13 protein-coding genes are annotated in these 13,534 nt (G+C 64.1%); 6 read left to right on the top strand and 7 right to left on the bottom strand.

Translation table 11 applies throughout. The features are described 5' to 3' along the window. Window positions 1–58 precede the first annotated feature (58 nt). The gene (locus tag AC1MHZ_RS07655) at window positions 59–1,303 is read left to right on the top strand and encodes a lipoprotein-releasing ABC transporter permease subunit (protein ID WP_465001890.1); all 1,245 of its coding nucleotides are present in this window, start codon (window positions 59–61) and stop codon (window positions 1,301–1,303) included. A gap of 125 nt (window positions 1,304–1,428) precedes the next feature. Here AC1MHZ_RS07655 and AC1MHZ_RS07660 read toward each other — a convergent pair whose 3' ends face one another. Further along, window positions 1,429–2,775 carry a heavy metal sensor histidine kinase gene (locus AC1MHZ_RS07660; RefSeq protein ID WP_482966191.1) on the bottom strand — a complete coding sequence of 449 codons (1,347 nt, stop codon included), beginning with the start codon at window positions 2,773–2,775 and terminating at the stop codon, window positions 1,429–1,431. Beyond that, window positions 2,772–3,452, bottom strand: a complete 681-nt coding sequence (locus AC1MHZ_RS07665; RefSeq protein WP_084858171.1) for a heavy metal response regulator transcription factor — start codon at window positions 3,450–3,452, stop codon at window positions 2,772–2,774. The genes AC1MHZ_RS07660 and AC1MHZ_RS07665 overlap by 4 nt, the downstream gene beginning before the upstream one ends. A gap of 221 nt (window positions 3,453–3,673) precedes the next feature. Between AC1MHZ_RS07665 and queF the strand changes: the two genes are divergently transcribed. Next, window positions 3,674–4,504 carry an NADPH-dependent 7-cyano-7-deazaguanine reductase QueF gene (queF, locus tag AC1MHZ_RS07670; RefSeq protein WP_084858170.1) on the top strand — a complete coding sequence of 277 codons (831 nt, stop codon included), beginning with the start codon at window positions 3,674–3,676 and terminating at the stop codon, window positions 4,502–4,504. Window positions 4,505–4,542: 38 nt separating this feature from the next. Here the strand turns inward: queF and AC1MHZ_RS07675 are convergent, their stop codons facing one another. Together AC1MHZ_RS07675 and pcrP are read right to left on the bottom strand one after the other, a co-directional pair. Continuing rightward, the gene (locus AC1MHZ_RS07675; protein ID WP_084858169.1) at window positions 4,543–4,806 is read right to left on the bottom strand and encodes a DUF4404 family protein; all 264 of its coding nucleotides are present in this window, start codon (window positions 4,804–4,806) and stop codon (window positions 4,543–4,545) included. 123 nt (window positions 4,807–4,929) lie between these two features. Continuing rightward, window positions 4,930–5,493, bottom strand: coding sequence for an HAD superfamily inactivated hydrolase PcrP (gene pcrP, locus AC1MHZ_RS07680; protein ID WP_084858168.1), 564 nt, complete (start codon window positions 5,491–5,493; stop codon window positions 4,930–4,932). A 194-nt stretch (window positions 5,494–5,687) separates the two neighbouring features. On the opposite strand from pcrP, the gene AC1MHZ_RS07685 reads away from it, so the two are divergent. The 3 genes from AC1MHZ_RS07685 to rssC all read left to right on the top strand — a co-directional run bounded on the left by AC1MHZ_RS07685 (window position 5,688) and on the right by rssC (window position 8,488). Further along, window positions 5,688–6,395: an MlaA family lipoprotein gene (locus tag AC1MHZ_RS07685; protein ID WP_084858167.1), complete on the top strand. Its 708-nt coding sequence runs from the start codon at window positions 5,688–5,690 to the stop codon at window positions 6,393–6,395. A gap of 429 nt (window positions 6,396–6,824) precedes the next feature. Next, entirely contained in the window at window positions 6,825–8,009 is a 1,185-nt protein-coding gene (rssB, locus tag AC1MHZ_RS07690) for a two-component system response regulator RssB (protein WP_084858166.1), read from the top strand. Further along, window positions 8,006–8,488 (top strand): anti-sigma factor antagonist RssC, encoded by a 483-nt coding sequence (gene rssC, locus AC1MHZ_RS07695; protein ID WP_016394629.1) that lies wholly within the window; start codon window positions 8,006–8,008, stop codon window positions 8,486–8,488. Before rssB ends, rssC begins: the two co-directional genes overlap by 4 nt. Window positions 8,489–8,641: 153 nt before the next feature. Here the strand turns inward: rssC and AC1MHZ_RS07700 are convergent, their stop codons facing one another. The 3 genes from AC1MHZ_RS07700 to dusA all read right to left on the bottom strand — a co-directional run bounded on the left by AC1MHZ_RS07700 (window position 8,642) and on the right by dusA (window position 12,783). After that, complete coding sequence (locus AC1MHZ_RS07700; RefSeq protein ID WP_482966192.1) at window positions 8,642–10,528, bottom strand: alkaline phosphatase D family protein; 1,887 nt, start codon at window positions 10,526–10,528, stop codon at window positions 8,642–8,644. Window positions 10,529–10,723: 195 nt separating this feature from the next. Next, window positions 10,724–11,650 (bottom strand): transaldolase, encoded by a 927-nt coding sequence (tal, locus tag AC1MHZ_RS07705; RefSeq protein ID WP_324817060.1) that lies wholly within the window; start codon window positions 11,648–11,650, stop codon window positions 10,724–10,726. Window positions 11,651–11,772: 122 nt separating this feature from the next. After that, window positions 11,773–12,783: a tRNA dihydrouridine(20/20a) synthase DusA gene (gene dusA, locus AC1MHZ_RS07710; protein WP_482966193.1), complete on the bottom strand. Its 1,011-nt coding sequence runs from the start codon at window positions 12,781–12,783 to the stop codon at window positions 11,773–11,775. A 456-nt stretch (window positions 12,784–13,239) separates the two neighbouring features. Between dusA and AC1MHZ_RS07715 the strand changes: the two genes are divergently transcribed. Next, complete coding sequence (locus AC1MHZ_RS07715) at window positions 13,240–13,530, top strand: hypothetical protein (protein WP_324817043.1); 291 nt, start codon at window positions 13,240–13,242, stop codon at window positions 13,528–13,530. The last annotated feature ends 4 nt before the right edge of the window (window positions 13,531–13,534 follow it).

A 13,534-nucleotide genomic window follows, 5' to 3' on the forward strand; every position in this document is an offset into this window, starting at 1 on the left:
GCTCGCACGCGGCGGCAGGAGCCGCTGCGTAACTCTTTTTCATTGGGTGTTCTCGTACATGTTCAGACCCTTGCCCTTGTTCATCGGTGCCCGCTACACCCGTGCCAAGCGCCGTAACCATTTCATCTCGTTCATCTCCATGACCTCGATGATCGGCCTGTCCCTGGGCGTGCTGGCGATGATCGTGGTGCTCTCGGTGATGAACGGATTCCAGCGCGAAATGAGCTCGCGCATCCTCGGCCTGGTGCCCCATGCCAGCATCCTTGGCGTGCAGCCGCTGGATGAGTGGCGCAAGGTCGCCGATAGCGCGCTGAAGAACCCAGCCGTGATGGCCGCCGCGCCGCTGACCGAAATGGAAGGCATGCTGTCCTATAAGGGCGCCATGCAGCCGATCCAGGTCAGCGGTATCGACCCGGCCGAGGAAGGCAAGGTCTCCATCGTCGGCCAGCATATCGTCCAGGGGCGGTTGCAGGACCTGGTGCCGGGCGAGTATGGCGTGGTGATCGGCGAGCTGACGGCCCGGCGTTTCCGCCTCAATACCGGTGACAAGCTGACCCTGATCGTTCCTGAGATCAGCAAGGCGCCAGGTGGCATCACGCCGCGCATGCAGCGCCTGACCGTGGTCGGCATCTTCAAGGTGGGGGCCGAGCTGGATGGTTCGCAGGCCTATATACACGTGGCCGATGCCGGTGAGATGCAGCGCTGGGCGCCGGGCAGTGTGCAGGGCGTGCGCCTGAAGCTGCACGACCTGTATGCCGCGCCGCAGGTGTCCAAGGCGATCGCCGCAGGCCTGGGCGATGCCTACCGCGCCGATGATTGGTCCCACACCCAGGGCAGCCTGTTCAGTGCCATGAAGATGGAAAAGACCATGATCGGCCTGCTGCTGATGATGATCATCGCCGTGGCGGCCTTCAATATCATCGCCACCCTGGTGATGGTGGTGAACGACAAGGGTTCGGACATCGCCATCCTGCGTACCATCGGCGCCACGCCGGCGCAGATCATGGGGACCTTCATGGTCCAGGGTTCCTTGATCGGTATCGTCGGCACCCTGGTCGGCGGTGTGCTGGGCGTGGTCGCTGCGTTCAATGTCAGCCAGATCGTCGGCTGGCTGGAGCGGGTCAGCGGGCAGCATATCTTCACCTCCGACGTGTACTTCATCAGCAGCCTGCCGTCGGAGCTGCAGTGGGGCGACGTGGCGATCATCTGCGCGGCGGGGCTGGTGATGAGCTTCCTGGCGACGATCTACCCGGCGTATCGGGCGTCCCAGGTGGAGCCGGCGATGGCGTTGCGTTACGAGTGACGTTCCAGGGCCGCTTTGCGGCCCATCGCAGGCTCCGCCAGCTTCCCACAGGTACGATGGTGTCTTTGAAAACAGCGCAGGGCAGGTGGGAGCCGGCTTGCCGGCGATGGGGCGCGCAGAGGCCTCTATTCGGGTAGCTCGATGACAAACCGCGTCCAACCTTCCACGCACTCGGCGCGAATGGTTCCACCATGCGCCTGGATGATCGAACGGGTGATCGCCAGGCCCAGCCCCGCATGCTCGCTGCTGCCTTCCCGGCGCGCGGGGTCGGCGCGGTAGAAGCGGTCGAACAGGCGCGGCAGCATGGCCGGTGCGATCGCAGGGCCCGTATTGGCGACGGTGATCTGTGTGCCGGGCACCAGCGTCACACGAATCTCCCCGCCGTTTGGCGTGAAGCGCAGCGCGTTGTCGAGCAGGTTGGACAGCGCTCGGCGCAGCATGTGCCGGTCGCCTTCGAGCCTCGCCTGGCCTTCACGCAGCAACTGCACCTCGGCGTCCTCGGCCAAGGGCGCATAGTACTCAAGCAGTGCATCCAGCTCCTGGGCCAGGTCCAGGGCCTCGCGGTTGGGCATGAGCAGGCCATGGTCGGCCTTGGCCAGGTACAGCATGTCGTTGACCAGTTGCGCCATCCATTGCAGCTCTTCCAGGTTGCCGTGCAGCGCTTCGCGGTACTCCTCGAGGCTGCGTGGGCGGGTGAGGGTGACCTGGGTATGGGTCAGCAGGTTGGACAGGGGCGTGCGCAGTTCGTGGGCGATGTCGGCGGAAAACGCCGAGAGGCGCTGGAAGGCATTGTCCAGTCGCTGCAGCATGGCATTGACCGTGTCGGCCAGCTCCGCCAGCTCCTCGGGCATCTGCGCCACCGGCAGGCGGGTGGTGAGGGAGCGTGCGTTGACGCTGGCGGCCACTTCGCCCATCTGCCGCAAGGGGCGTAGCCCACGGCGCGCAGCCCAGGCACCGAGCAGGGCGGTGGCCAGGGCCGACAGGCCGACTGTCAGCCAGATCAGGCGCTGCATGCCCTGCAAAAAATGCTGGTGATGGGTGATGTCGAGGAACAGGGTCAGTTGCCCTGCGCTTGGGTTTTGCTCGTCCAGGCGGGTCGAAAGGCTGCGGTAGTCGATGCCGTCGGCATGCAGGGTCGCCAGGCCCGAATGGCGGGGCGCCTCGGGTAGGTCGGTGCGGCTGTCGTACCACACCACGCCATCGGCGCCACGAATGCGCAGGGCCAGGTCGGCCTGGTGGCTCAGCTCGTTGCGCAGCGCCGGCAGCCGTTGCGCCAGCGCGTCGGGACTGGCCACGCCGTCGAGCAGCGCGCGCATCAGCGACAGGCGGCTGCCGAGCAATTGCTGGTCCAGCTCGATGAAGTGCCGTTCGCTGGCCCGGCTGAACAGCAGCCCGGCGCTCAGCGAAACGGCTGCGGTGCAGGCAGCGAACAGTAGGGCCAGGCGCCCGCCAAGGGACAAGCGACGCATCAATCCTGACGCTCCTCGAGCACGTAGCCCATGCCACGCACGGTGTGGATCAGCTTGTTGGCATGGCCGTCGTCGATCTTCAGGCGCAGGCGACGGATCGCCACTTCGATGACATTGGTGTCGCTGTCGAAATTCATGTCCCATACCTGCGAGGCGATCAGCGATTTGGGCAGCACCTCGCCCTGGCGACGCAGCAGCAGTTCGAGCAGGGCGAACTCCTTGGCGGTCAGGTCGATACGCTGCCCGTCGCGGTCGGCGCGGCGGCGGATCAGGTCCAGGCGCAGGTCGGCCAGGCCCAGTGTGGTGTCCTGGTTGGGGCTGGTGCCGCGGCGCAACAGGGTGCGAACCCGCGCCAGCAGCTCGGAGAAGGCGAAAGGCTTGACCAGGTAGTCGTCGGCGCCCAGTTCCAGGCCGTGCACCCGATCTTCGACGGCATCGCGTGCGGTGAGGAACAGTACTGGCGTATCCAGGCCGGCCTGGCGGACGGCCTGGAGGATCTGCCAGCCATTGCGTCCCGGCAGCATCACATCGAGGATCAACAGGTCATGGTCGCCGCTCAGGGCCAGGTGCTGGCCGGTGTCCCCATCGCTGGCCAGCTCCGTGGCGAAGCCCGCTTCGCTCAGGCCCTGGCACAGGTACTGGCCGGTCTTGGCCTGGTCTTCGACGATCAGCAGTTTCATGGTGTCCCTTGTGCTGGAAGGTGAGGGCAGTGAGTACCGGGCAGATGATACGTGACCCAGGGCCTGCCGGGCGAAGCTGACGGCGTTGTAATGCGGCTGTCAGCCAGCGGCCAGCCGCGCTTGGTCGCCTGGTGGGGGGCACCGGGCGACGCCAGTGCCAAGGTAGGCGTTAAAAACGGTAGACTAGGGCCATTCGAAACTTCCGTATCCAGGTCAGGTCCATGCATCCCGCCGCCGAACATTCCCCGCTGGGTAAGTCCAGCGAGTACATCGCCACCTACACCCCTTCGCTGTTGTTCCCCATCCCGCGTACGGCCAAATGGGCCGAGCTGGGTGTCACGGCCCAGACCTTGCCCTGGCAGGGCGTGGACTACTGGAACTGCTTCGAGCTGTCCTGGCTGCTGCCTTCTGGCAAGCCGGTGGTGGCCATTGGCGAATTCGCCATCCCGGCCGACTCGCCGAACATCATCGAGTCCAAGTCGTTCAAGCTGTACCTCAATTCGCTGAACCAGACGACGTTTGCCTCGGTCGGCGAGCTGCAGGCCTGCCTGGAGAAGGACTTGTCCGCCGCTGCCGGCAAGCCGGTGGGCGTTCGGGTTCGCAGCCTGGGTGAAGTCGAGGCCCAGGGCGTGGTAGCCCTGCCTGGCCAGTGCATCGATGTCCTGGATGTAAGCATCAGCAATTACGAACAGCCCCAGCCGGAGCTGCTGCACTGCGACGCGCAGCGTGTGGTCGAGGAAACCGTTCACAGCCACTTGCTCAAGTCCAACTGCCCGGTGACCGGCCAGCCGGACTGGGGAAGCGTGGTGGTGCAATACAAGGGCCTGGCTCTGGATCATGCCAGCCTGCTGAGCTACCTGGTGAGCTTCCGCCAGCATGCCGACTTCCATGAGCAGTGCGTCGAGCGCATCTACCTGGACCTGCTGCGCCTGCTCAAGCCTGAGCATTTGACCGTATATGCACGCTATGTGCGCCGTGGCGGCCTGGACATCAACCCGTACCGCAGCACCGGGGCGATCAGCCCAGGCAACCAGCGGCTGGTTCGTCAGTAAGCGGGGGGCCGCTGTGCGGCCCCAGGACAGATGAAGGGTCAGATCCCCATGCTGTGCAGGCTGTTGGCGATGTTGCGCAGGATGGCGGTCAGGTCGGGGTGGTCTGCTTCGAAGCGCTCGACGGCCGAGTTGACACCATCGACCAGGTTGGTGTCCTGGGTGGCTTCCTCCAGTTTGATCTGGGCTTCGATCTGCTGCATCAGTGCATGCAGATGCTCGCGCTCTTCCAGCGAGAGCGGCGGGTTGCGTTCCAGTTGCTCGCGCAGGCTCTCGAGTTGCTCTTGCAGTTCGCGGGCAGGCATTGGGTGTTCTCCCTCTATGGCTTGGCAAGGCATGGACCTTCGCAACGGGGCAAAGGTTCTGGCCTGTCTTCAAGCGTAATCCACCGGCGGGCGCTTTGCATGATCCGCGTCAACTAGGCCGTATCAGGGTTTTTCACCCTTGCGCCGGCGCAGGGCGATATCGGCAAGGCAGGTGTCCAGGGCCTCCAGGTGGTCGATCACCGAGTGTACGCCCAGGCCGAACAATGCCAGGGTCGCCTTGCCACGCGCCAGTTCCCGTTCCTGCTCGGTCATGGCCTGCCACTGGCTGGAGCTGGGGTCGCACTCAGGGTTGCTGCCAGCCAGGCCGACCGTCCACAACCCGGCGTTGAGGCCCGCTTGCAACAGGCGTGGTTGGCCGCTGACCAGCACGCAGCCCTCCAGGCGTTCGCTTCGCAGAGCCATCAGCGCCTGCCAGCAGGCATTCGGTGCCGGCAAGGGGCAGCCGTTGACCAGATGCCCGGGCAGCCAGTCTGGCAGCACGGCGGCCAGGCGCTTGCCCTGGCTTGGGCTTACGTCGTCGAGCCAGATACAGGGCACGCGCTGGCGCTGCAGGTTGGACAGGGTGTCGAGGGCACCCGGCAAGGGCTGGGCGGCGGCGCCCACGGGTTGGACCAGGCAACCACGCAGCCCGAAGAGCACGGCGGTGAAGTCGGATGCATCGAGCATTGGCAACGTCCCTGAAATAGCCCGCAGGCTAGGTCGGCTGTGTTACCGCGGGATGACACTGCAACAGTTGTTCACATAATCTTGAATAAAAATGTGTAAGGCTGTTTATCAGCCAATCAGCATTTATACTGGCGTCTTAGTTACGCAGCGCCCAGCGGGGCGTTGCGGCCGTGAAATCCGATGGAGAAACATCTATGCGTAGGATCGGTGCCGGTGTGATCGAGCGAGTCACCCAGGCCTGTGTCTGCGCCAGCTTGTTGCTGGCGCCTGTGGCAGCCACCCAGGCGGCCACCGAGGAGGATCCCTGGGAGGCGGTCAACCGACCGATCTTCAAGTTCAACGATACCCTCGACACCTATGCCCTCAAGCCGTTGGCCAAGGGCTACCAGGCGGTCACCCCGCAGTTCCTCGAAGATGGCATCCACAACATCTTCCGCAACCTGGGCGATGTCACCAACCTGGTGAACGATGTGCTGCAGCTCAAGCCGCACGCCGCCGGCGTCGATACCGCGCGCCTGATCGTCAACACCACCTTCGGCCTGGGTGGCTTCTTCGATGTCGGCACCAAGATGGGGCTGCAGCGCAACGACGAGGACTTCGGCCAGACTCTGGGCTACTGGGGCGTGGGCAGCGGCCCGTACGTGGTCATTCCGTTCCTTGGCCCAAGTACCGTGCGCGATGGCCTGGCCAAGTACCCGGACACCTACACCCGGCCTTACCGCTACATCGACCACGTGCCGACGCGCAACTCGATCTTCGCCCTGGACGTGATCGACACCCGGGCCGACCTGTTGTCGGCAGAGAAGCTGATCAGCGGCGACAAGTACGTCTTCATTCGCAATGCCTACCTGCAGAACCGTGAGTTCCGCGTCAAGGATGGCGAAGTCGAAGACGACTTCTGATAATAGGGTTGCAGCGCAGCCTGGTGGCCTTTTATGGCCATTCAGTCAGGAAATTCGTCGTGATGGGCTGCTACGCAGCCCATTGCGAGATGAGCCCGCACCCACAGGACGGCGCCAATTCCGAGCCCTCCGAGGGCCACAGGCGGCGCTGTTCACCCCTGGCTTCCATCCATTCGGATCGCACCAGGTCGCTTTCTTATAACTTCCGGTCATTTGCCTTATAACGGTGCAGGCAACTCGACCCTTGCATGCTTGAAACGCCTGGCGGATGGGAGTACCGTCTGCGCCTTACAGGGTACCTCTGCAAGTTGCCGGGCTTGTTTTCTTGTCCTACAACTCAAGTAGAGTGATGCCACACAGTATTCCAGTAGCGCCGCGGCCACCTTGCCGACGCCGCTACACCAACCCAATCCGGCGCCGTTCGCCCACATGCAGAAAACCAGTGCAACGCTGCTGATCATCGATGACGACGACGTGGTCCGTGCCAGCCTCGCCGCCTATCTGGAAGACAGTGGCTTCAGCGTCCTCCAGGCCGGCAATGGCCAGCAGGGGCTCCAGGTCTTCGAAGAACACCAGCCCGACCTCGTGATCTGCGATTTGCGCATGCCGCAAATGGGCGGCCTCGAACTGATCCGTCGGGTGAGCGAGCGCGCGCCGCAACTGCCGGTGATCGTGGTCTCCGGCGCGGGTGTCATGAACGATGCGGTCGAGGCCTTGCGCCTGGGCGCCGCCGACTACCTGATCAAGCCCCTGGAAGACCTCGCCGTGCTCGAGCATTCGGTGCGTCGCGCCCTCGACCGCTCGCGCCTGGTGCTCGAGAACCAGCGCTACCGGGACAAGCTCGAGGCGGCCAACCGTGAGCTGGAAGCCAGCCTGCACCTGCTGCAGGAGGACCAGAACGCCGGTCGCCAAGTGCAGATGAACATGCTGCCGGAAAGCCCGTGGGTGGCCGGTGACCTGTCGTTCGAGCACCAGATCATCCCGTCGCTCTACCTGTCGGGCGATTTTGCCGACTACTTCCGCGTGGATGAGCGGCGTATCGCCTTCTACCTGGCGGACGTGTCCGGCCATGGCGCCTCGTCGGCGTTCGTCACGGTGCTGCTCAAGTTCATGACCACCCGGCTGTTGTTCGAATTCAAGCGCAGCAACAGGATGCGCGAGTTCAAGCCCTCGCAGGTGCTCAGCCACATCAACCGTGGGCTGATCAACTGCAAGCTGGGCAAGCATGTGACCATGGTCGGCGGGGTGATCGACGAGGACACCGGGTTGATGACCTACAGCGTCGGCGGCCATTTGCCGCTGCCGGTGCTCTATACCCCTGGTCAGGCTCGCTACCTGGAGGGCCGTGGCCTGCCGGTGGGGCTGTTCGAGGAGGCCAGCTACCAGGACCAGGTGCTGGAGCTGCCGCCGAGCTTCAGCCTGAGCCTGATGTCCGATGGCATTCTGGACCTTTTGCCAGGGGATACACTCAAAGATAAGGAAGCGACCTTGCCGGAAATCGTCAAGGACGCAGGGGGCAGCCTGGACGGGCTGCGCCAACGATTCGAATTGGCTACGCTTGGGGAGATGCCGGATGATATCGCCCTATTGGTGTTGAGCAGGAACCTTGAATGAGTACCGGTAGAATCCAGTTCGCCGAGCAGAGCGGGACCTTCGTCCTGAAGTTTGTCGGTGAAGTGCGCCTGACCCTGTGCTCGGCGCTGGATGCGACGATCGAAAAGATCTTCACTGCGCTGAACTTCTCGGCCATCGTCATCGACCTGACCGAGACCGAGAGCATCGACAGCACCACCCTTGGCCTGCTGGCCAAGCTATCCATCCTGTCCCGGCAGAAGGTCGGGCTGTTGCCGACCGTGGTCACCACCAACCCGGACATTTCCCGGTTGCTGCAATCGATGGGCTTCGACCAGGTGTTCAACATCGTCGACCGCCCGGTGCCGTGCCCGGAGTGCCTGACCGACCTGCCGTCCCAGGACCAGAACGAGGATGTGGTGCGCTCGAAGGTGCTTGAGGCACACAAGATCCTCATGGGCCTGAACGACTCCAACCGCGAGGCGTTCCATGACCTGGTGAATGCCCTGGAGCGGACCTGATCCGTGCCTGTCCCGACGCTTGCGCGGGTAAACCCGCTCCCACGGGAGCCATACACGCTTAAGGCGGACGGGACCAGGACCAGGCTATCCCTGTGGGGGCGGGTTTAACCGCGAAGCGGTCAGTAAAGGCCGTACAAAACCCACCAGCCGCAGTTACGTTGGCCGCGTAAACTCCGTCGCCTCATCCCCATCGGCGCTCAACTGAAACACCCGCGCTGGCCGCCCCTGCTCATCGAACCACACCTGCCCCAGCCCTGCACCATTCCACAGCCGTTCCCCCGCCTGGCTGCGGCTGGGCGTGCGCGGCACCACCTCCATTTGCCGGCGCTTGGTGAACCAGTTGAGCGGCGAGCGGGGCGCGTAGAGCCAGCGGTTCAGGCGGTCGAGTACGTCCAGCAGGCGCTTGGGGAACTGGTTCTTGATACCGCTGCTGGTGATCTGCCAGAGGTGCGGGCTGCGCTGGCGATGACGGATCAGCACTTCATAGACGAACGAGTAATGCACGTCACCCGAAAGGATCACGTAATGCCCTGGCGTGCGCGAGTGGCGGAAGATGTTGAGGATCACCTGGGCCGCCCCCCGGTGGGCCATCCAGTTCTCGGCATCCACCAGCAGCGGGTGGCCCAGCCAGCTGAACACGCGCTGTACCGTCTCGATCAGCTTCACGCCGAAGATCGGCGCCGGGGACACGATGATCGCCGATGGGTGATCGAGCAGCGCCTGCTGCAGTTCGCTCAGGGCTTCCCAATCCAGCAGGCCGGAGGGTTTCTTCAGGCTGCTCTCACTGCGCCAACGGCGGGTGCGCGTGTCGAGCACCAGCAGCGGCGGGGTGCTGGGCAGGTTGAACTGCCAGCCCTGGAAGCGCAGTAGCTGGTCGATCAGTGCATCCTGGGCTGGGTGGTCCAGGTGCCCTTGCAGGGCCTGTTCGCCCAGGGCCTTGCTGCGCTCGACCAGTGGCTGGCAGCTATCCGGGTCGTTGCCCCAGCCCTGGCAGAGCAGGTAGCCCAGCAGTGCATTGCCGATGATCCGGCGGGAGAAGGGGTGGCCGTAGGCGGTTTCCTCCCATTGCGCCGACAGGTTCCAGTCGTCGGTGATGTCGTGGTCATCGAAGATCATCAGGCACGGCAGGTGGGCCATGACCCGCGCCACCTGGCCGAGGTCCGCCGCAAACGCTTCGATCAGCGGCAGCTCCTGGCGGTAGCGGGCCTGGCGCTTGTCGGTGAGGCCCGCAGGCATGTCCAGGCGCACCAGCTGCCAGGGTGTTGGCGACCAGACCAGCAGGTACATGGCCATGACTTCGGCGAAGGTCACCAGGTGATTGTCGGCGTTGCTGCTGGAGAAGATCGGCTTGCGCTTGCCCCCGAAGAAGCGTTCGCGCAAGGTCTCGTTGCTCTCCTGGGCGGGTAGCAGGTCGGCGCGGTGGTAGTAGCAGGCCGGGTGGCGATACAGCTCGGCGCTGTCTTTGACCAGGGCGCCTTCAAGGGTTTCCTGGAACAGGCCCAGGCGCGCCACGAGCCCGTGGATGGCCCGCAACATGGGCCCCGCAACATCGTCGGCATACACCTGGTCGCCACTCATCAGCAGCAGCGCGGGGCGCTCCTGGGGCTGCTGGCACTGTTCCAGCAAGCGGTCGGCGCAGAGCAGGCCATCGGCAGCCGGGTGATGGGGCTTGCGGCAGGAGCCGTGAAGCAACTGGTCGACGCGCTCGCGCAGCACGAAATCCGGCCGTGGCTGGCCTGGGTAGAGCAGGTGCGGCGCCCAGCTGGCGATGCCTTGGGCGTCGCCCAGCAGCAGGTCGTATCCGATCGCCAGGTTACACGGCAGCGGCTGGTCGAAACGGATGTCCAGCAGGTGCACGAACGCATGCGTACCGATCGGCACCACCTTGCAATGCAGGTTGGTCGTGATGCTTGGGCAATCGAGGACGAATTCAGGGCGAAGCGGTTGCGTGGCGACCAGCCAGATGGCCAGGCGCTGGGGTTCCAGGCGGCGCAGTACGGGGCCGGCGAGCACGAGGGGGAGCGGAGCGTCGATTGCCATTGATCCTGTGGTGTCTGCTCTATCCAATCGCGGGGCAAGCCCGCTCCCACAAGGTTGGCGCCAGCCCTGTAGGAGCGGGCTTGCCCCGCGATTGCGTCGGTCGTGTCATGGAGAAAGCGCGGTAGCAGCCTCTCCCAACGAAAACGGGCGGAAAATGCTCGGCATTTCCCGCCCGCCGGGCAAGCCAGATTTGTATCAGGCCTTTTCAGCCATCAACGCTTCGAGCTTCTCCTGGTCCCGGGCGAACTGGCGAATACCTTCGGCCAGCTTCTCGGTGCCCATGGCATCCTCGTTCATCGCCCAACGGAACTGGCTTTCGCTCAAGTGCTGCTTGGCTTCACCGGCCTTGCCCGGCTGGAGTACGCGGGGCAGTTGGCCCTGGTCGTCGCTCAGCTGTTGCAGCAGTTCGGGGCTGATGGTCAGGCGGTCGCAGCCGGCCAATTGCTCGATCTGGCCGATGTTGCGGAAGCTCGCGCCCATGACCACGGTGTCGTAGCCATTGGCCTTGTAGTAGTTGTAGATGCGCGTCACCGACTGCACGCCCGGGTCTTCGGCGCCGACGTATTCCTTGCCGGTGCTCTTCTTGTACCAGTCGTAGATGCGGCCCACGAACGGCGAGATCAGGAACACCCCGGCGTCGGCGCAAGCCTGGGCCTGGGCGAAGGAGAACAGCAGAGTCAGGTTGGTCTGGATGCCTTCCTTTTCCAGCTTCTCGGCGGCGCGGATGCCTTCCCAGGTAGAGGCCAGCTTGATCAGCACGCGATCACGCGGAACGCCGGCCTTTTCGTACAGCTCGATCAACTGGCGGGCCTTGGCCAGCAGGGCAGGTTCGTCGAACGACAGGCGCGCATCCACTTCAGTGGAGATGCGCCCTGGGATGACCTTGAGAATGCCCGAGCCCACCGCCACGGCGAACTGGTCGCAGGCCAGGTCAACATTGCCCTTGGCATCGCGCTTCACCTGCTTGAGCAGGTCCGCGTAACCCGGGATCGCCGCGGCCTTGAGCAGCAGCGAGGGGTTGGTGGTGGCGTCGACCGGCTTGAGGCGGGTGATGGCGTCCAGGTCCCCGGTGTCGGCGACCACGGTGGTGAACTGCTTGAGTTGTTCCAGCTTGGAGGTCATGGGCGTGCTCTGTCCTGTGCAATGACTCGACATTACCCGAGCCCCGACGGCCACTCAAGGGCCGGCGGGGCAGGTCGGGCGAGGGAATGAAGGTTCGAGTCGAAAGCGCGTCCGGGGTTCCGTCAGCGGCCCTGCAGCAGCTCGGCGGCCTGGTCGAGCACGGCCAGTGGGTCCTGGGCCTTGTGGATGTCCGCCGACAGCAGCTGGCGGAAGCGCCGCGCCCCCGGGAAGCCCTGGCCCAGCCCGAGGATGTGGCGGGTGATGTGATGGATGGCGCCGCCGCTTTGCATGTGCGCGACGATATAGGGACGCAGCTGCGCCATCGCGTCGCTGCGGCTGACGATCGGCGCATCGCTGCCGAACAGCTGCTGGTCCACTTCGGCCAGCAGGTACGGGTTGTGGTACGCCTCGCGGCCCAGCATCACGCCATCGAAGGTCTCAAGGTGCGCGTGGCATTCTTCCAACGTCTTGATGCCGCCGTTGAGCACCAGCTCCAGGTCCGGGAAGTCGGCCTTCAACTGCGCCGCCACGTCATAGCGCAGCGGCGGGATCTCGCGGTTCTCCTTGGGCGACAGGCCTTCGAGGATGGCGATGCGCGCATGCACGGTGAAGCTGCGGCAACCGGCATCACGCACCTGGCCGACGAAGTCGCACAGCTCGGCATAGCTGTCGCGGCCATTGATGCCGATGCGGTGCTTGACCGTGACCGGAATGCCCACCGCATCACGCATGGCCTTGACGCAATCGGCCACCAGCGCCGGGTGGCCCATCAGGCAGGCACCGATCATGTTGTTCTGCACCCGGTCGCTGGGGCAGCCGACATTGAGGTTGACCTCGTCGTAGCCTGCCTCCTCCGCCAGCCGCGCACAGGCCGCCAGCTCCGCCGGCACACTGCCGCCCAATTGCAGGGCCAGCGGGTGCTCGGACATGTCATGGCGCAGGAAACGCTGGGCATCGTTGTGCAGCAGCGCGCCAGTGGTGACCATCTCGGTGTAGAGCAGGGTGTGCTTGGAGAGCAGGCGCAGGAAGAACCGGCAGTGGCGGTCGGTCCAGTCCATCATGGGGGCAACGCTGAAGCGGCGAGAGGGCTCAGTACGTGCGGTGGCGGGCTTGGTGGTTGATTCTGGGAGCATTTGGCTAGGTGTTTCCGTACCGATTCCGGTGGGGCGCATGTGTAATGGCCGCTCGCGGCACGGTAGTGTCAGGGAAAAGAGGCGGTAGTTTACCAGATTGCAGGGGCTTCGCCTGGGAGCGCTGGAGCAGGGACGACGAAGCGCGCGATATTTTCGATGACCCAGAGCCTCCTACAAAGGCGCGATCATGGCCAGAACACCCTGATGACATCAGGCCGATTACCAACCAGATGCCTACGATCACCGCCCCACCCCAGCGACCACATCGACCGGACACATCAAGTGACCTGGCAAACGCCAGTAACAGTGTTGGACGCCGCTGCTCGGACAATCAGGCCATAGTTTCCAGGGTGTGCTGACGGCATAGGCTCGCATGACCGTCGGTCGCTCCGGTTCACCAGCGGGTGGATTCGGTCATGTTTTTGTACGATGATTTTCGTATCTACAAGGAAGGCTATGAACAATGGCTTCAGGAAGGCCAAGCGCGATGTGATCGCGGCGCTTGAAACAGGTGACTACCTGCACGTGTCGCGGGGCGATATCGAGGTCAAGAACTTGCTTGCGACGGGAGAGGTGACGGCGCAGGAGGTGGCTGGCATCGTTCGCGCATGCAACGGCACCCATCATCACAGCAGCCCCCACCATGCTGTCGCGCATATCGATGTGCATGTGCTCAAGCGGCATGGTTGGTACATCAAGTTCTATTTCATCGAACCAGACACCTGGTTCATCAGCGTACATCGGTGAGTAT

Source organism: Pseudomonas sp. FA-1 (assembly GCF_056856075.1).